Raw genomic sequence first — 18,009 nt, 5'->3', positions numbered from 1 at the left:
GTTAGGGTAAGAGTTTCTAGTTTCATTGTAGATGAACTAGAGTTTAATTTTTATGGCAAGTTTGCCTAAATTGCATATCTAGAAAGAGAATGATCTTTAAAGATAAATGCTATTTCGTAAATAATTGATAGGAGAAAACCTATGTTTAAAAAGTTGTTAGTTACTTCATTACTTGCATTGACTGCTAGCTTAGCTAATGCCGAACAAGTGACCGTTTTTGCGGCAGCCTCAATGACCAATGCGCTGCAACAAGTGGCAGAGGATTATAAGAAAAAATTACCAGCTGATGAGATTGTTTTTTCATTTGCTTCTTCATCAACTTTAGCTAAACAAATTGCAGAGGGAGCACCAGCGAATATCTTTATTTCAGCCAATACTAAGTGGATGGATTATTTGAAAGCAAAAGGATTAACTGTTGCAGGCAGCGATAAAATTTTGGTCGGTAATGAGTTAGTGATGATCGCAAACCAAGACAGCAAAATTGATCAAGTCGATGTGGCAAAAGGCGAATGGATTAAACAACTTGATAATAACTTCCTTTCTGTGGGCGATCCAGATCACGTGCCTGCTGGTCAATATATGAAAGCAGCAACAACCAAATTAGGTTTCTGGGATAAAATCGAGTCTAAATTAGCTCGTGGTAAAGATGTGCGTGCGGCATTAGCATTAGTTGAACGTAATGAAGCGCCTTTAGGGGTCGTTTACGGTACTGATGCTAAACAAAGTAAAAAAGTAAAAATTGTTGGCGTATTCCCAGCGGATAGCTATCCAAAAGTAGAATATCCAGTAGCTTTATTGAAAGATCACGATAGCAAAGCAGCAAAAGCGTTCTTCGATTACTTACAATCTGATGATGCGAAAAAAGTCTTTACACAATATGGATTTAGTGTAGCGAAATAAATTATTACTTTTTTAAGCTGCTAATAGACCTCATGATTTTCAGAAAATTGTGAGGTTTTTTATTTAAATTAGAATACTGAACAGTCTTATCAATCCTTGAATATCAACATTCCTGATCGATTTTCTACTTGAAATCTATAAATGATAGTGGCAATATTGGTCGCTTGAAAAATAAAAATAATTCTCATTTGGTTTGTTGGGATAAATAATGATTCAGCGACGATATTTGTTGTTAGTTTTGGTAGTGTTATCGTTCTCTTCATTACTCATTGGCGTTAGTTCAGTTACCTTAACTGGTTTGCTTGCTTTTGATACTGAACAGTGGCAAGTGTTAATGATCAGTCGTGTTCCTCGTCTAATCAGTATTTTAATTGCAGGTGCTAGTCTTAGTATTTGTGGCTTAGTTATGCAGCAATTAAGCCGTAATCGTTTCGTTTCACCGACTACGGCAGGAACGATGGATTGTGCTAGATTAGGCGTGTTATTGGCGATTTTGTTTTTTCCAAATGCTTCAATGTTATTGAAATCCGCAGTGGCGATTGTTGCTGCTTTTGCTGGTTCATTGCTATTTATGACATTACTGTCAAAACTCAAATTTACCGATATGATTTTTGTACCGCTAGTCGGTATTATGTTTGGCAATATTATTAGTTCGATCACTGCTTTTATCGCTTATCAACAAGATCTGTTACAAAATTTATCTGCGTGGCTGCAAGGGGATTTTTCATTGATTATGAGTGGTCGCTATGAAATGTTGTATATCAGTATTCCCACTTTGTTGCTGGCTTATATTTTTGCTCAACGTTTTTCTATTGTAGGAATGGGAGAAGAATTTGCGACTAATCTAGGTTTGAATTATAAGCAAGTGCTTTATCTAGGTTTAGCGATAGTATCTATTGTTTCTGCGATTGTTATTGTCACCGTAGGCGTTATTCCATTTTTAGGTTTAATCGTACCTAATATTGTTACGCTTTATTTAGGAGATAATCTGCGTAAAACGCTCTCACATACAGCGATTCTCGGCGCAATTTTTGTCTTATGTTGCGATATTTTAGGGCGTGTCATTATCTATCCATATGAAATTTCTATTAATGCGGTAGTTGGTGTTTTTGGCAGTGCAATTTTCCTCTATTTATTATTTCAAAGGTATCGTAATGCGTAGTCTGTTTTCGTGTAAGTTGAAATTGGCATTACTGTTACTAATCGTATTAATGGTGAGTGCTTTTTATCTGTTTTATCAATTACCGTCACGTTGGGAATATGCTCTAACGCATCGAGCTTTATCGTTAGTAGCAATTATTGCCACTGGTACTGCTATTGCTTTGGCAACAATGTTATTTCAGCCGTTGGTGAATAACCGAATTTTGACACCAAGTATCTTAGGATTAGATTCTCTCTATCTATTTATCCAAACAGCGATCATTTTTAGTTCAGGTTCAGCAGCATTATTGGCGATCGATTCGATTGGTCTATTTTTCCTTTCTACGATGGTAATGCTTGCGTTTGCGCTGTTGTTGTATCGTTTGTTATTTCAACAAGAACAGCAAAATATGTTCTTTTTATTATTGGTGGGGATTGTTTTCGGTACTTTATTCCAAAGTATGACCACTTTTATGGAAGTGTTAATTGATCCAAATGAGTTTCAAATTACGCAAGATATTGGCTTCGCCAGTTTTAATCGTATTAACACCAATATTTTATGGATTGCCATTGCCATTATTGGCGTGACAACTTTATTTAGTTTGCGTTATGTGCGGGTGCTGGATGTATTAGCGTTGGGGCGTGATCAAGCGATCAATTTAGGGGTGAATTATCAACGAGTAACTAAACAGCTATTAATCATTATCACCATTTTAGTATCAATCGCAACAGCGTTGGTTGGGCCTATTACCTTTTTAGGATTGTTGGTGATGAATATTACTTTTGAGTTTATGCCACGTCATCAACATAAGTGGTTAATTCCGACCGCTATTTTAATTGCCATTATCACTTTGGTTCTGGGGCAATTTATTGTGGCGCAAATTCTGACATTTAAAACAACATTAAGTATTTTGGTGAATTTTATTGGTGGGGTGTATTTCATTTATTTATTACTTAGGACAAATAAAGCATGGCAATAGAATTAAAGAATATTAGTAAAGCTTTTGGCCAACAATTAGTGGTTGATGATGTATCGCTCACAATTCCGCAAGGAAAAATTACTGCGTTTATTGGGCCAAATGGTGCGGGAAAAAGTACTTTATTGGCGATTGTGAGCCGTTTGTTACAAGCAGATCAAGGTGAAGTGATTTTAAATGGTGTGCCGCTACAACAACAAACTAGCGAAAATATTGCTCGTCAGTTAGCGATTTTAAAGCAGAGCAATCATATCCATTTGCGTTTAACGGTTGAAGAGTTAGTTGCTTTTGGACGTTTTCCTTATAGTAAAGGGCGTTTAACAGCACAGGATCGAGAAGCGATTGCTCATGCCATTGACTATATGAATTTGACGGAGTTGCAGCATAAATATATTCACACCTTGAGTGGTGGACAACGGCAACGTGCTTATATTGCGATGACCTTAGCACAAGATACGGACTATATTTTGCTCGATGAACCATTGAATAATTTGGATATGAAACATTCTGTGCAAATTATGAAAGTGTTGCGTAAGTTAGTAGAAAACCTTGGCAAAACAGTGGTAATCGTTATTCACGATATTAATTTTGCCTCTTGCTATGCGGACTATATTGTGGCGATGCAACAAGGCAGATTAGTTGCAGAGGGTGCAGTGGAGCAGATTATGCAAACGGACGTGTTAGCTGGTATTTACGATATGCACATTCCGATTCAACAAATTAATGGGCAGCGTATTGCCACCTATTTTCGTTAATTTTTTCGCTTATTTATTGATTAAGGAGAACATAAAATATGAAAAAAACAGTGAAATTGGCTGTAGGACTTTTAGGCTTAGTTGGGTTATTAGCTGGTTTACCGAGTCAAGCGCAAGATATCACCGTAAAAACTTCAGTTGGTGAACAAACTATTCCGCAAGATGCGAAACGTATTGTGGTGTTGGATTATGGCGTTGCTGATACTTTGCGTGAGTTAGGTGCGACAGATCGTATTGTTGGTATTCCAAAATCCACCGCATTACCTGCCTATTTAGAATCTTTTAAGGCAGATACCTTTGCTAATGTGGGTTCATTGCCAGAACCAGCGTTTGAAAAAATTAATGAATTGAAACCTGATTTGATTATTGCTTCTGGACGTCAGCAAAAAATGTTGGATCGTTTTAAAGAGATTGCGCCAGTATTCTATTATCAAAATGATTTTAATGATTTTTATCCATCATTAGTCAATAACATTGATATTCTAGGTAAGATTGTTAATAAAGAAGCGGAAGCTAAACAAAGAATTGCTGATTTAGATAAGAAAATTAATGGGTTAGCTGAAGTCACTAAAGGTAAAACTGCGTTATTAGTGTTAGTGAATGAAAACAGAATCAGCGCATATGGCGATACTTCTCGTTATGGTTTGGTTTATCAAAAATTTGGTTTTACACCAGCAGATAAAAATATTAAATCATCTACTCATGGCATGAGTGTTGGTTTTGAATATGTACTAGAGAAAAATCCAGATTATTTATTAGTAGTAGATCGTACAGCGGCAATTACTGATAAAAAAGGTAATGCGCAAGTAGTATTAAATAACGATTTAATTAAGAAAACCAAAGCTTATCAACAAAAACATATTGTTTATTTAGATGCAGCAAATTGGTATTTAGCATTTGGTGGTTTAAAAGCAACTGAAAATATGATTACTGAATTAGAAAGTGCAGTAAAATAATTTAATTATCGTTGATAAAATTGCAGCGTTAGCAGATGATGCAAAACAAGGAATTAGTAAACAGGCTCAGCAACAAGCTCAACAATAAAATCAGCAACGAACTAATGAAGTTCAGCATAGTTTAAATGATGTTAGTATCAGTTATGCCGATTATGGTTATATTGAAAAAACGGTAAATAATCAGAAGGCATATGAATATTTTTACAATGTAAAAGATGATGTAATCTTAAAAGATCTAGGTTCTAAACTTATTAGTGCTACTTATAAAGGAAATGCTTATATGAGAGATTTAGGTAGTCAAAACCAAATACAAGGAACTTTAAGCTTGCATATTGAGGAAAATATGGTATCAGGCGTAATTGATTTTGGTGGAGATAATTTTATTAATCTGGATAAAACTTCATTAATTAATGAAGGATATAAAGGAACAATTGTTACCAAAGAGGATGGTGATCTAGGTAAAATTTCTGGTACTTACCAAGGTATTTTAGCTGGTGGTGAAACAAAAACAGACATGACATTTGGTAAATTTGAAGTAGAAAAAGATGGAAAAAAAGTTGCTGATGGTCTTTTTAATGGTATAGTTTATGTGCTATCTGAACCACACTAATCTTAACTCTAAACAAGCCCATATAATGGGCTTTTCCTGATTATAAATTTTAATAAACACTAATGAAAAAAAGATTACTAACAACCCTTTTACCATTTACGTTGATTCCAATTGATACATTGGCACAAACAGAAGTATTGCATACTCCACCTGAAATAGAAGATGTGACTGTTGTTGCTAAGCCAGAAGCACTAACGCAGTCACCAGTTATTGAACATAGCACTGAAAAGACGATTAAAATTGCAATAACTGATCTTCAACATAATCCGCAATTAGCAGAAAAAATTTTAAATCAGGCGATTTTACAAAGAAATTATGCGGTGATTGCGAAAGTTTTACCGATTTATCAGGCTTTTTCTGATAAAGATGAAATTTTGGTGCTGTTTGCAGAAGGAACTTTAGCCGATGCACAACAGCAATATGCTGAGGCGATCAATAAATTTCGCCAAATTTTAGCAATCAATCCGCAGCTCAACCCGGTACGAATTGCTTTAGCGATTACCTTGTTTAAGGATCAACAAAATAGTGCGGCAGAAGATCAATTTAACAAAGCGAAAACAGCGGAGAATATTCCTGCACCAATAAAAGCACTGATTGATCGTTATTTAACTGCGCTTGAACAGCGTTCCGGCTGGAAAACCAGTTTTTCGGTGAATTATTTACAAGATCATAATGTGAATAACACCTCTTCTACACGAGAAATTGAAAATACTGGTTTTATAAAAGCAGACCAAATGCTGCCGCAATCAGCACATGGCGTCGCTTACTCATTTAATTTATCAAAAGATATTAATTTATTTGGCGCACATTATTTGTCGCTAGAAAATAATCTTTTTGGCAAATTTTATTGGGATAATCGTGACTATAATGATGTATTAAATCGTACTTATGTAGGTTATACACATAAAAGTGCAGAGCAGACTTGGCGTTTGCTGCCGTTTTATGAGCGTCGTTGGATTGGTGATAAACGTTACCAATGGTCAAATGGTGTTCGTGGCGAATGGAACCGTTGGTTATCAACAAATTGGCAGCTTTCAACAGCGTTGGAATATGCTAAACAGCACTATTTTACCAGTGAGGCATTAAACGGTCATAATCAATTAGCTTCAATGACGGTGTTATGGTTACGCACACCACAGCAATATTTCTATTTTGGCTCTGATTTTTATCGTGAGAAAACTGCGGTGAAACAATATAGTCATGATGCGAAAACTTTAAGATTGGGTTGGGGACAAGAGTGGTATCAAGGGATTTCTTCTCGTTTAAGTGTAGCGTTTACAAAACGGGATTATAAGGATCAAGCTGTTTTAGCGAATATATTGCCATTAGGCAAAGTTCGTGCAGATAAAATTTATCAAGCGAATTTGATGCTATGGAAACGTGATTGGTATTTTTGGGGCATTACCCCGAAAGTCAGATTTTCATGGAAGAAGCAAGATAGCAATATTCCATCAATGTACGCTTATACCGATAAAAATGTAAATCTGGTATTTGAAAAAACGTTTTGATTACTTGCATTAAGAGTGTGATAACTCCTCACGAGTTGGTGAGGATTTTTTTATCTGGTAAATGGGAAATAAACAAATTTTTGCTACAATAAGCGCCCGAAAAAAGTTGCAACTTGATAATAGGAAAAATATGGCAATCTTAACCCTTTCTGATGCGTATCTCTCTTTTAGTGATCATCCATTATTAGACCATGCCAATATGACGATTGAAGCTGGCGAGCGAGTCTGTTTAGTTGGACGTAATGGTGCAGGAAAATCAACATTATTAAAAATTCTTGCCGGTGAAGCAGGTATGGACGATGGGCAATTAATTGTAGAAAAAGATCGGATTATTGCTCGTTTGGAACAGGATCCGCCACGTCATATTGAGGGAACCGTATTTGATTATGTTGCGGAAGGAATTAAAGATTTAGCGCAATTATTAAAAGAGTATCACCAATTATCATTACAACTTACCCAAGATTACCAAGAGAAAACTTTAACGCGTTTATCTGAAATTCAAGCGCAATTAGAACATTTAAATGGTTGGCGTTTTGAAACTCGTATTCAAGAAGTATTGGCAAGATTAGGTTTAAACCCGGATACAGCGTTATCTGAATTGTCAGGTGGTTGGCAGCGTAAAGCTGCACTAGCGAGAGCTTTGGTGAGTGAACCAGATTTATTATTGCTTGATGAACCAACTAACCACCTTGATGTGGATACTATCAGTTGGTTGGAAAATCTACTGCTTGAATTTAAAGGCAGTATTGTGTTTATTTCACACGACCGCGCTTTTATTCGTCGTATGGCAACTCGTATTATCGATCTCGATCGTGGTAAGTTGGTTTCTTATCCGGGAAATTATGATCAATATTTACTGGAGAAAGAAGAGAATTTGCGTGTGGAAGCGTTGCAAAATGAATTGTTTGATAAACGTTTAGCGCAGGAAGAAGTTTGGATTCGTAAGGGGATTGAAGCTAGACGTACCCGTAATGAAGGGCGTGTACGTGCGTTAAAAGCGATGCGTGAGGAGCGTCGTCAGCGTCGAGATGTAATGGGTAAAGCCAATATTCAAGTCGATAATGCAGTGCGTTCCGGTAAGATTGTCTTTGAAATTGAAAATTTAAATTATCAAATTGGTGATAAAGTTTTATTAAAAGACTTTTCAACTACCATTTTGCGCGGCGATAAAATTGCTTTAATTGGTCCAAATGGTTGCGGTAAAACAACCTTTATTAAATTGTTATTAGGGGAATTACAGCCGACCTCAGGGCGAGTACATACAGGTACCAAATTAGAAGTGGCCTATTTTGATCAATATCGTTCGATGTTAGATCCAGAAAAAACAGTAATGGATAATGTCGCTGACGGTAAACAAGATGTAGAGGTCAATGGAGTAAAATGCCATGTATTAGGCTATTTACAAGATTTCTTATTCCCACCGAAACGAGCGATGACACCAGTAAAAGCACTCTCAGGCGGTGAAAAAAATCGTTTATTGTTGGCAAAATTATTGCTGAAACCAAACAACTTATTAATTCTGGATGAGCCGACCAATGATTTAGATGTAGAAACTTTAGAATTATTGGAAGAGTTATTAACAGAGTATGCTGGTACGGTCATTATCGTAAGCCATGATCGTCAGTTTATTGATAATACGGCAACAGAATGTTTTATCTTTGAAGGTGATGGGGTATTGAATAAATATGTTGGCGGCTACCACGATGCGAAGCAGCAACAAGCGAATGTGTTGGTGAAAAAACAAGCTGAAGCTAAGCCAAGCAAACCTGAAGTAGAAGAACCAAAAACAGATAAGAAACAAGAGTTTCGAGCTAATAAAGTGCGGAAAGTAAAACTTTCGTACAAAGAACAACAAGAATTAGCCAAAATGCCTGAATTGTTAGAACAATTAGAACAACAAATTCAGCAATTGCAGCAAGAAATTAATCACCCAGATTTCTTTACTCAGTCAAATGAAGTAACAAGTGCAAAATTACAGCAGTTGGCGGAACAAGAACAAGCATTAGATGATGCGTTAACTCGTTGGGCTGAATTAGAAGAAATCGCTAACGCTTAACGTTAATTGCGGTGAAATGTTGAATGAATAAGCAATAACGCTAGACGAACTTGCATTTCACCACTATTTATCAGATAATGCGCCTCGTATTTTCGACATCTTCAATGGAGGCCTTTTCGGTTCCTCGCAACAAACTCTAGCTCAGCGGGTCAGGTTCGGAAGAAAGCAGCCCAAGTTAGAACTTTGTGTGCCGAGATTCAGCTGGAAAGGACTCCACCATCAAAATGTTATTGAGTAAATCTAATAATCATTAAGTTATTTCATTAAACGTACACTTTATTTGTAGAAGAGTTAGTCAGTCATAATTTAAAAATTTTTGTGGTTTTTAATAAATGAATTGTAACTATGTTTATAAGACCATATATGTAGGAAATATATATCTCCACTGATGAAATTATTATAACTCTGTCAGTGGAGATTAGTGTTTTTAATTAATTAAATTATAAATCAAAAATTGATTTGCTCGCTCATTTTGATTGCTTCTCTATTTTCATTAAGTGATCTTAAATAAGTAATTTGTATTACTGTAGGTATTGTTACCCGATATGCTGGTCCAGCAAGATCTACAGCTGTCCAAATTGCTGTAATTGCCCAACCAATAGGTCCAGTCAAAATTGATGCTGTTCTAGTCAGCACAATATTCCCACCAAAAGACAGTCCTCTACCAATGAGAGCTTTCAGGATGGCATTCACAATAATCACTGTTAATTGATAAGATTTAAACCCACCAGCTTTAAATACAGAAATAAATATTGTTGTAGCCGCTTGAGCATTTAAGTTTGAGATATTTTTTAGCCCTAATTCCCTAGCTAATTTATTCAATTCTTCAGGTGTCATTTTTTCTAAGGCATCATTTAGAATCTTCATTAATAAATTTCGTTCAATTTGTGTAGTGGATGAAAATTTATTGTAGTTCACTTTCATTTTGTCGCAAACATCACAAAGTATTTCTTTATATGGAACACCTACCCTACCACGAAATAAATTAGCAAATGAATTGCCACCAAATATTTGAATTTCCTCTGCTATTTCTTGCCAATAATGGGAATGTTCTGGGTAGAAACGTTTATATTTTTCATTAGATGTTAGGCTTTCTGTAAATCTAGGTGAGCCATTTTTATCATATATGAGTGTTGAAACGAGATCATTCAATTCATATGATGAACAAGTACTTAAAAATTCCAAATCTGGATCATGTCTATAAGCCATAATAATTCCCTCTAAAAAGTAAATGAATAATTCTTGTGTAGTTTAAATTCTAGAATATACTGGGAACAGTAACCAAAAAGACTTTTTTCAGTACCTTGTAAGTATCTATTAATTTAACTAGGAGGATTTATGCACTTAAATAATAAATTTAGTTGTAAGATTGCTGAACTTAGAAAGCATAAAGGATTGACTCAAGAACAAATGGCAGAAAAATTGGAGATGTCTGTTCCTGGTTATGCAAAAATTGAGCGAGGAGTATCATCAATAAATTTAAAACGCCTTGAACAAATAGCTCAAATATTAGCAGTTGATTTAGTTAGTTTTATTTATTTTTCTAATAATGATGCTATGTCACCTCCTGTTTCCATCCCCCCCCCCCCCCCTCCTCCCAATACGATTGAACTGATAAATAGAGTGAAAGAGCTCACCAAAATGATTGAAGAAAAAAATAATATTATTCTTCGACAAGATAAAGAAATCAAAGAAAAGAATAAAATCATTCAGAGTTTAATAAAACACCAAGAAATAGAAGTTATTAAAAAACAAGTCAGTCAGTTGGAAAGTTTAGTTTATCAATTACAAGATCGGCTTATGGTTTTATTAAAAAAAAGAAAACATATAAAAGTATAGTTTGAAATAATATATTTATAAAAACTGTCTATTTTTCAGTATATTAATGAAGTGAGTATTTGTAAAATAGAATAAAAATCCTCTTTCATCAGTTCAGTTTAGCTGATCAAAGAGGAAATTTTATTTAAACAGAATTATTCAGTTGGTGCGCTGCCTTGATTCCATTGCTGGCTTTCTGCTGGTTTCTTTGTCTGCAATAAGAAATGTTGATAAGGTTTTGCGGTTGGTTGGACCACTTTGCCTGATGGTGTTGAGAAAGCAATGCCACCCTTGAGTAACTGTTGTGCAGTACCTGTTTGCAGATTAACTCCGCTCCAACCGACGTCTAATGAATAGCCGGAAGCGAGCCAGAATTCACTATTTTGACGGACGAGATGACGATATTGTTGTCCAAGCGTAATGTCCACAAAAACCCGATCCGCAGTGGTATTTAATTGAATATTACTGATTTCACCTACTTGAATACCACGATAGAGCACAGGTGCACCGATTGATAATGAAGCAGCACTTTCTGTTTCCAATACCAATGGGAATCCATTACTATATTTGTTATTTTCATTACTTTGTGTCAGTTTAAAGCGTGTTTGTAATGCCCCTTGTCCGAAGCTTACTTCAATATAAGGTTTCAATAACGCATCTAAGTTTTCTACTCCGCTAGCTGAAATTTGCGGTGTGATAAGCGCGAATTTACTACCTTGTTTAATGAGTTGAGCGAAATAATCTCCAGTAATCAATGCCTTAGCAATCACTTGTTGTTTTTTGTCATCTAATGAAATTTTTTGGATTGAGCCAATAGTGACACCTAAATAGCGTAATGGCATACCGACAGCCAGATTCGTTGCATCATTAGCAATTAACTGAATTTCTTGTCCTGCGGAAAAGGCAGAAATTTTATCTGGATATAAAATTGTTTGTTCACCATTATGCGCGACATTATCAAAACTGATAGCGCCTTTTAAGATACGAGAAAGGGGCGAGGCTTTAATATCAACTCCTTGTAGTGAAACATCAACTTGTACTGCGCTTTCCGCCCAGAAACGGCTTTGTTTATTAAAGAGATAACGATATTGTTGATTAATAAAGACGCCAACAGCAAAGCCTTGTTTTGTTGGTGTAATACTTAAAATTTTCCCTACGGGTAAACGACGATATAACACCAAAGAGTTTTCGCTAATATCTGGTAATTCTTGTGTGGTTAATACAATGGTTGGCTTGATTTCATTAGAAGTGATACCGGCTAACGCATTGCTATTATTTTCATATAAAGGATATTCGCTTAATGGCGCACTATGTTTATTGGATTGCAGTAATACGCTAATTCCGCCTTGCAGCCATTTGCGCGGTGAATCAACGTTTAATTGTACGCCGTCGCTGCTAAGGTTTAAGTTAAAATTACTTGCAGCAACAAAGAGTGTTTCGGCATTAATTAAGTGACGATAGGCAGCAAGAATAACTACTTGGAAAGAGGCTTGTTTAATATCTACTGTACGTGAAACAACCTCACCAATTTTTAATCCGTTGTAAACAATCGGTTGTCCTTCTTCGATATTATAAGTTTGTGGCGCTGTAAGAGTAAGAATTAGCACACCCGGCTGTTGCAGTAAAAGTTCAGATTGTTTAATCACATTAAATGAGAGTGTTGGTTTTCCACTGCCTTCGACAATTTCAAAATACTTACCTTGTAGAAATTGAGCAAGATTATTGACTTCTGCTAATGATGGGCGATCTCTTAACACAATCTTTGAGCCTGTCTTTAAATTATTTTTGATACTAGGATCGACTAATAATTTTGCTTGCATGGTTTTACTGCTATGGACAGTTGTTTCGTCATCATCATTATAATTAATTTCACTTAATACACCGACTTGGATATCACGAAAATAGACTGGTGTTTCGTTCTCTCTTAAGCCAAATGTATCATGAGGCAGAGTAATATCGACATTTAAACCGCGTTTTGCGGCTTTAATAGAAGAGTATAGTGAAAATGTACTATCACTTTTTGCTTCTGGACTATCATCTGGAGAATCAAAGGCGATAGCACCTTGTACAATCGCGCGCACACTGTCCATATTGATTGAAATACCGTTTAGGCTAGCATCTACTTTAATGCCACTAATATTCCAGAAGCGGCTATCTTGTTTCACAAATTTGGCATATTGTTTATCAATAATTAGATCAATAGCCACTTTCTTATCATCAGTAAAATTATAGTTATTAACTTTACCAACAGGGACTTTGCGGAAGAAGATACTTGACCCTAATTCGATTGAACCGAGGTCATCAGCAATTAAATGGATTAATAAATCGCCTTCGTTCAACTCTGCAATCGGTCCTTCTTCTTCGGCAATAAAGGTATCTTCAGTTTCATCACTTTTTCCCGGTGCAAGGGTAATATAGTTTCCGGAAACTAATGCGTCTAAACCAGATACACCAGCTAAAGTTGCAGTCGGTTGTACGATCCAGAATTTAGTATCTTCTCTTAATACTGAAACCGCTTCAGGATAGATATTGGCGGTTACTTGTACAGATTTCATATCAGCAGTGAAATTGACTTTCTTAACTAAACCAATCTGTAATCCTTGATAACGAATTGGCGTTTTTTCAGCAACCAACCCTGAACCTTCAGAGAAATAAATAGTGATCTGTTCGCCTTGTTCTTTGTGTAATTGATAAAACAACACAACACCGACACAAAAGGCAATAAAAGGTAATAACCAGAAAGGAGAAATCCGCTTAATAGCGGAGATTTTGGCAGGTGTTGAAGTATTTGCGTTATTTATGTGCTTCATAATTTTTCCAAAGTAAACGAGTATCAAAGACTTCCGCAGAAATCATAGTTAAAAATACGGCTAAACCAAAATAAATAGCGGCTGGGCCTACTGAAAAGCTGATAATTTGCCCACGCGTAACTAAAGACATCATTAGTGAGAGAACGAATAGATCGAGCATTGACCAACGCCCGACAAAGTGGACAATTTCAAATAATTTCATTTGTAGGTGAATGTTTTTCCCGTAACCAAAATGCACACAGCCGAGTAAGTACAGCATAATTAAAATTTTAGAAACAGGAACAAAAATACTAGCAATAAAAACAATTGCAGCAATGCTGTAATTGCCCATCTGCATAAATGCAATAACACCGGACATTAGTGTATCTGCGCTTGGTGCACCATTGACATAAACGACAGAAATTGGCAATAAATTTGCTGGAATAAGCATAATCGCCCCAGCAATTAATGTACTCCATGTGCGTTGTAAAATTAAATTGGTATCTACTGAAGTATCAGCGTGGCAGCGCGGGCAAAAGTGACCAATAGCTTGTTCGGCAGGGAAACTCAACCCACAAGTTTTACAATAACGCAGATGAGCATCTGGTGAAGTTGGATAGGGATAAAATTTATCCCAAAATTGTTTAGGTGAAGTCTTTGTAAATAGCAAAATAGTCAGGAAAGTGACTAAAACAAAAGGTAATAAATAGAGTGTAAAAGAGATACTGGCATATTCTCTGACTTTAAATGCTGCAACACCAAGTGATACAAGATAAACATCTAACATTACCCAAGATTTGATGTAATTTAATGATAATAAAAGCATTTTGGCGTTGATTTTAAACAGATAACAGATCTGTAATAAAATAATAATGACCACAAAAGCAATAGGCATCACAATCGCGCAGAATAACACCAAAAAAGCAGTGTAAGGATAGCCTTCAGTTGCCATTTTCCAGACACCGCTCCAAATGGAAGCATAAATTGGTGTACCCAAGAGTTGGATATTTAACAACGGAAAAGAGAAGGCGAATGGCATTAAAATTAGAATAGATAATGCTAAAATCGAGCAGCGTTTTAAACTCCACAAATTGCCAACCCGCACAGTATGGTGACAGTGTGGACAGTTTGCTTTTTGATTTTTTTGTAATGATGGTAATAACATTGCGTGATCACAAACATCACAACAAATTGCACGTTCCGTCGCAGAAATTGAGGAGAATCGCTTAATTAACATTGAAATTTTGCTTGAGTGACACTATTAGTTTAAATAAGCCAATAAAGTTGTTGAACAAGTATATAAATAAAGAGAGAATATACAAGTAAAATAATCTCATCGATTTGAATTTCAAATAGGCGTCAATTTTGCTTAATAAAGCAGCAATGCAGCAAATTGATACAAGTTGGTAAGTCTGATTTTAGACCATTTTAGACAATTACGAGTAGGACTATGTCGTTAGAAACAGAAAACAAAAATGAACAGCAAGCCAATGCTGAAACCACTACAAAAAACAAATTCCAAGAAAACAATCAAGTTATTGCATATTTAGCCGAAAAATTTCCACTCTGCTTTTCTACTCAAGGTGAAGCAAAACCATTAAAAATTGGTATTTTCCAAGATCTTGCTGAAAGATTAAAAGATGATGAAACGGTTTCTAACAGTCAATTACGTCGTGCACTTCGTCAATATACTGCAGGCTGGCGTTATTTACATGGCTATAAGCCAGGTGCGAAGCGTATTGATTTAGATGGTAATCCTTGTGGTGAAGTAGAGTTACAACATATTGCTCACGCAGAGCAACGCTTACAAGAAAGTAAGGCGAAAAAATTTGCTAAAACAGCAGAGCAAAGAGCGAAGCAAGCAAAAGATAAAGAGCAAAAGCCACGTAAGCCAAATTATAAGAAAAACCCTCACAATAAGGGAGCGGTAAGACGTAAACCAGCGTTAGTGCCGGTGGATTTATCTACTTTACAAGAAACACAACAAGTGAAAATTAAAGTAGGAGAAAAGACACAAATTGCGACTGTATTGGCAGTGAGCAAAGATAGTGTCCGAGTTGAATTGGCACAAGGTTTAGTGTTAACGATAACGGAAGATCGTGTATTTCAACTTTAATAATTGTTGATAAATGATCAATAACTGAAGCAGGCGATAATCCTGCTTCATGTTTCTAACATAAGTTCAAATTGATTGATAAGTTTATAGAATTTAAGAGGATTGGACACGAATGAAGTTCAAGAGAATTGCACAGAGTATTATCATCGGCTATCTATTTACTAATGTACCTGCATGGGCAGTTAAACCGGATATTAATTCGGATAAGATTGTCCTGCCGACAGCAACGGAAGCAAATTCGATTGAGGCAAAACGCGTTACGGCGAGATTAATCCAATCACATTATAAAAAGTTTACGCTTGATGATGCGATGTCAGAAAAGATCTTTAATCGCTATGTCAATTTTCTTGATTACAGCCATAATACTTTTCTGCAATCAGATATTGATGAATTACGTGCTAAATATGCAAAACATTTTGATGATGATTTAGTTGCGGGCGATTTATCGGCAGCGTTTGATATGTATAAATTATTACAAGAGCGCCGTTATCAACGTTACAGCTATGCGCTTTCTTTATTAGATAAAGAGCCGAATTTAAAAGAAAAAGATCAAATTGAGATTGATCGTAGTAAAGCACCGTTTCCAAAAACTGAGGAAGAAGCTGATAAACTTTGGAAAGAACGGGTGAAAAACGACATCATTTCAATGCGTTTACAGGGTAAATCTTGGCCACAGATCAAGAAGAAATTGGTTAAACGTTATAATTTGGCAATTAAACGTCTTACCCAAACCAAAGCAGACGATGTCACCCAATTATTCTTAAACTCTTTTGCAAGAGAGTTAGATCCGCATACGAGTTATCTTTCACCTCGTAATGCAAAAAGTTTCCAAGAGGACATGAATTTATCATTGGAAGGTATTGGGGCAACCTTACAATCTGAAGATGATGAAACTATTATCAAATCATTAGTTCCAGGTGCACCAGCTGATAAAAGTAAGAAAATTAAAGCTGGCGATAAAATTGTTGGTGTTGGACAAGGTAATAAAGGCGAAATTGAAGATGTGGTTGGCTGGCGTCTTGATGATGTTGTAGAGAAAATCAAAGGTAAAAAAGGCACCACAGTACGTCTTGAAATTGAACCAGCGAAAGGCGGAAAAACCAAAATTATCACTTTAGTACGCGATAAAGTAAGAATTGAAGATCGTGCAGCAAAATTAAAAGTGGAAAAAGTTGATGACAAGAATATTGCTGTTATCACAATTCCTAGTTTCTATAATGGTTTAACTGCAGATGTGGTTAAATTATTAAATGAAATGAAAGAGAAAAAAGCCGACGCATTAATTATCGATTTGCGTAATAACGGTGGTGGTTCATTGCCAGAAGTTGTCAATTTAAGCGGTTTATTTATTACAGATGGCCCAGTGGTACAAGTACGTGATGCATTTAATCGTATTCGTGTGCATGAAGATCTTGATCCACAAGAATTATATAATGGCCCAATGATTGTGGTGGTGGATCGTTTTAGTGCATCTGCATCAGAAATTTTCTCTGCGGCAATGCAAGATTATGGTCGAGCAATTATTGTTGGGCAAAATACCTTTGGTAAAGGAACCGTACAACAAAGTCGCCCATTAAACTTTATTTATGATACTGATCCAACTCCATTGGGAGCAATTCAATACACCATTCAAAAATTCTATCGTATTAATGGTGGTAGTACACAATTAAAAGGTGTAGCGCCGGATATTAAGATCGCGGAATTGATTGATGAATCTGAATATGGTGAAAGTAAAGAAGATAATGCTTTAGTATGGGATAAAATTCCAGAAGCTTCTTATAAGAAAGTGAGCGATTTATCTTCAATGATTAAAACTTTAACAACGCGTCATCAAGAACGTGTTGCTAACGATCCAGAATTTATTGTATTAAATCAAGATATTGCAACACGTGATCAACGTAATGAGCGTAAATTCTTATCATTAAATTTAGATGAAAGAAAAGCTGAAAATGATAAAGATGACGCAAAACGTTTGAAAGATTTGAATGCTAGATTTAAACGTGAAGGTAAGAAACCATTGAAGAAATTAGATGACTTACCGAAAGATTACGAAGCGCCAGATTTTGTGTTGAAAGAAGTAGAACATATGGCAGCAGATATGTTATCTGAGAAATAAATCTAATTTTGTCTGTTAAAAATTGCCTCCCTAAGTGGAGGCGATAATATGTTTGGCGGGACGAAACCACAAAATATATTAATTTTCATATATCGTACTATTTCTAAGCTGCCTATGCGGCAGTAAACTTGAGGTTGAGTTCACTGAGCATGATAATCTCTTTCTAAGCTACCTATGCGGCAGTAAACCATTACTGTTAATTTTTTCGAAAAAATTGTCGTTTCTAAGCTACCTATGCGGCAGTAAACACATCTCACGATTGATTGGC

Annotated in this window: 14 protein-coding genes, 1 other RNA gene and 1 CRISPR repeat array (1 of these 16 running past the window's edge); of the genes, 12 read left to right on the top strand and 3 right to left on the bottom strand. The window is 35.8% G+C overall.

Translation table 11 applies throughout. The features are described from left to right. Positions 1 to 141 precede the first annotated feature (141 nt). From modA to ffs, 9 genes are all read left to right on the top strand, one after another. Complete coding sequence (gene modA, locus NYR30_RS06410; protein WP_302502372.1) at positions 142 to 900, top strand: molybdate ABC transporter substrate-binding protein; 759 nt, start codon at positions 142 to 144, stop codon at positions 898 to 900. Between the two features lie 208 nt (positions 901 to 1,108). Next, positions 1,109 to 2,062: an ABC transporter permease gene (locus NYR30_RS06405; protein ID WP_302502370.1), complete on the top strand. Its 954-nt coding sequence runs from the start codon at positions 1,109 to 1,111 to the stop codon at positions 2,060 to 2,062. Then, positions 2,055 to 3,020, top strand: coding sequence for an iron chelate uptake ABC transporter family permease subunit (locus NYR30_RS06400; RefSeq protein WP_302502368.1), 966 nt, complete (start codon positions 2,055 to 2,057; stop codon positions 3,018 to 3,020). The genes NYR30_RS06405 and NYR30_RS06400 overlap by 8 nt, the downstream gene beginning before the upstream one ends. Beyond that, on the top strand, positions 3,011 to 3,772 hold the full coding sequence (locus NYR30_RS06395) for an iron ABC transporter ATP-binding protein (RefSeq protein WP_302502366.1): 762 nt from the start codon (positions 3,011 to 3,013) through the stop codon (positions 3,770 to 3,772). The genes NYR30_RS06400 and NYR30_RS06395 overlap by 10 nt, the downstream gene beginning before the upstream one ends. A 38-nt stretch (positions 3,773 to 3,810) precedes the next feature. Further along, positions 3,811 to 4,728, top strand: coding sequence for a siderophore ABC transporter substrate-binding protein (locus NYR30_RS06390; protein ID WP_066111883.1), 918 nt, complete (start codon positions 3,811 to 3,813; stop codon positions 4,726 to 4,728). Positions 4,729 to 5,008: 280 nt separating this feature from the next. Further along, on the top strand, positions 5,009 to 5,338 hold the full coding sequence (locus tag NYR30_RS06385; protein ID WP_302502365.1) for a hypothetical protein: 330 nt from the start codon (positions 5,009 to 5,011) through the stop codon (positions 5,336 to 5,338). Between the two features lie 62 nt (positions 5,339 to 5,400). Further along, on the top strand, positions 5,401 to 6,846 hold the full coding sequence (locus tag NYR30_RS06380; protein ID WP_302502364.1) for a surface lipoprotein assembly modifier: 1,446 nt from the start codon (positions 5,401 to 5,403) through the stop codon (positions 6,844 to 6,846). 130 nt (positions 6,847 to 6,976) lie between these two features. Continuing rightward, positions 6,977 to 8,902, top strand: a complete 1,926-nt coding sequence (locus tag NYR30_RS06375; RefSeq protein ID WP_066111875.1) for an ABC transporter ATP-binding protein — start codon at positions 6,977 to 6,979, stop codon at positions 8,900 to 8,902. 113 nt (positions 8,903 to 9,015) lie between these two features. After that, positions 9,016 to 9,113: signal recognition particle sRNA small type (gene ffs / locus NYR30_RS06370), an RNA gene on the top strand. 236 nt (positions 9,114 to 9,349) lie between these two features. Here ffs and NYR30_RS06365 read toward each other — a convergent pair. Beyond that, on the bottom strand, positions 9,350 to 10,111 hold the full coding sequence (locus NYR30_RS06365; RefSeq protein ID WP_302502363.1) for a YaaW family protein: 762 nt from the start codon (positions 10,109 to 10,111) through the stop codon (positions 9,350 to 9,352). A gap of 129 nt (positions 10,112 to 10,240) precedes the next feature. Here NYR30_RS06365 and NYR30_RS06360 point away from each other — a divergent pair, with 129 nt between their 5' ends. After that, a complete protein-coding gene (locus NYR30_RS06360) occupies positions 10,241 to 10,741 on the top strand; it encodes a helix-turn-helix domain-containing protein (protein WP_302502362.1) in 501 nt (166 codons plus the stop codon). Positions 10,742 to 10,875: 134 nt separating this feature from the next. On the opposite strand, the gene NYR30_RS06355 is transcribed toward NYR30_RS06360, so the two are convergent. Further along, positions 10,876 to 13,530 carry a PqiB family protein gene (locus NYR30_RS06355; RefSeq protein WP_302502361.1) on the bottom strand — a complete coding sequence of 885 codons (2,655 nt, stop codon included), beginning with the start codon at positions 13,528 to 13,530 and terminating at the stop codon, positions 10,876 to 10,878. Next, positions 13,514 to 14,746 (bottom strand): paraquat-inducible protein A, encoded by a 1,233-nt coding sequence (locus NYR30_RS06350; protein ID WP_066111866.1) that lies wholly within the window; start codon positions 14,744 to 14,746, stop codon positions 13,514 to 13,516. The genes NYR30_RS06355 and NYR30_RS06350 overlap by 17 nt, the downstream gene beginning before the upstream one ends. Before the next feature lie 213 nt (positions 14,747 to 14,959). Here NYR30_RS06350 and proQ point away from each other — a divergent pair, with 213 nt between their 5' ends. Together proQ and prc are read left to right on the top strand one after the other, a co-directional pair. Further along, positions 14,960 to 15,625 (top strand): RNA chaperone ProQ, encoded by a 666-nt coding sequence (gene proQ, locus NYR30_RS06345; RefSeq protein WP_082987436.1) that lies wholly within the window; start codon positions 14,960 to 14,962, stop codon positions 15,623 to 15,625. 112 nt (positions 15,626 to 15,737) lie between these two features. Then, positions 15,738 to 17,741: a carboxy terminal-processing peptidase gene (gene prc, locus NYR30_RS06340; protein WP_302502359.1), complete on the top strand. Its 2,004-nt coding sequence runs from the start codon at positions 15,738 to 15,740 to the stop codon at positions 17,739 to 17,741. A gap of 100 nt (positions 17,742 to 17,841) precedes the next feature. Then, a CRISPR array of direct repeats spans positions 17,842 to 18,009; the repeat unit is 28 nt; unit sequence TTTCTAAGCTACCTATGCGGCAGTAAAC (it continues 400 nt past the right edge of the window).

The organism is Gallibacterium salpingitidis (assembly GCF_030517105.1).
Lineage (GTDB): Bacteria > Pseudomonadota > Gammaproteobacteria > Enterobacterales > Pasteurellaceae > Gallibacterium > Gallibacterium salpingitidis.
The sequence above is the reverse complement of the archived record's forward strand: the minus strand, read 5'-3'. Positions and strand labels throughout refer to the sequence as shown.

Bases quoted from the DNA above. Each gene is read 5' to 3' on its own strand.
- NYR30_RS06390 (WP_066111883.1), top strand. From the start codon at position 3,811: ATGAAAAAAACAGTGAAATTGGCTGTAGGACTTTTAGGCTTAGTTGGG.
- NYR30_RS06405 (WP_302502370.1), top strand. From the start codon at position 1,109: ATGATTCAGCGACGATATTTGTTGTTAGTTTTGGTAGTGTTATCGTTC.
- NYR30_RS06350 (WP_066111866.1), bottom strand. From the start codon at position 14,746: ATGTTAATTAAGCGATTCTCCTCAATTTCTGCGACGGAACGTGCAATT.
- proQ (WP_082987436.1), top strand. From the start codon at position 14,960: ATGTCGTTAGAAACAGAAAACAAAAATGAACAGCAAGCCAATGCTGAA.
- NYR30_RS06400 (WP_302502368.1), top strand. From the start codon at position 2,055: ATGCGTAGTCTGTTTTCGTGTAAGTTGAAATTGGCATTACTGTTACTA.
- modA (WP_302502372.1), top strand. From the start codon at position 142: ATGTTTAAAAAGTTGTTAGTTACTTCATTACTTGCATTGACTGCTAGC.
- NYR30_RS06375 (WP_066111875.1), top strand. From the start codon at position 6,977: ATGGCAATCTTAACCCTTTCTGATGCGTATCTCTCTTTTAGTGATCAT.
- NYR30_RS06395 (WP_302502366.1), top strand. From the start codon at position 3,011: ATGGCAATAGAATTAAAGAATATTAGTAAAGCTTTTGGCCAACAATTA.
- NYR30_RS06365 (WP_302502363.1), bottom strand. From the start codon at position 10,111: ATGGCTTATAGACATGATCCAGATTTGGAATTTTTAAGTACTTGTTCA.
- prc (WP_302502359.1), top strand. From the start codon at position 15,738: ATGAAGTTCAAGAGAATTGCACAGAGTATTATCATCGGCTATCTATTT.
- NYR30_RS06380 (WP_302502364.1), top strand. From the start codon at position 5,401: ATGAAAAAAAGATTACTAACAACCCTTTTACCATTTACGTTGATTCCA.
- NYR30_RS06355 (WP_302502361.1), bottom strand. From the start codon at position 13,530: ATGAAGCACATAAATAACGCAAATACTTCAACACCTGCCAAAATCTCC.
- NYR30_RS06385 (WP_302502365.1), top strand. From the start codon at position 5,009: ATGAGAGATTTAGGTAGTCAAAACCAAATACAAGGAACTTTAAGCTTG.
- NYR30_RS06360 (WP_302502362.1), top strand. From the start codon at position 10,241: ATGCACTTAAATAATAAATTTAGTTGTAAGATTGCTGAACTTAGAAAG.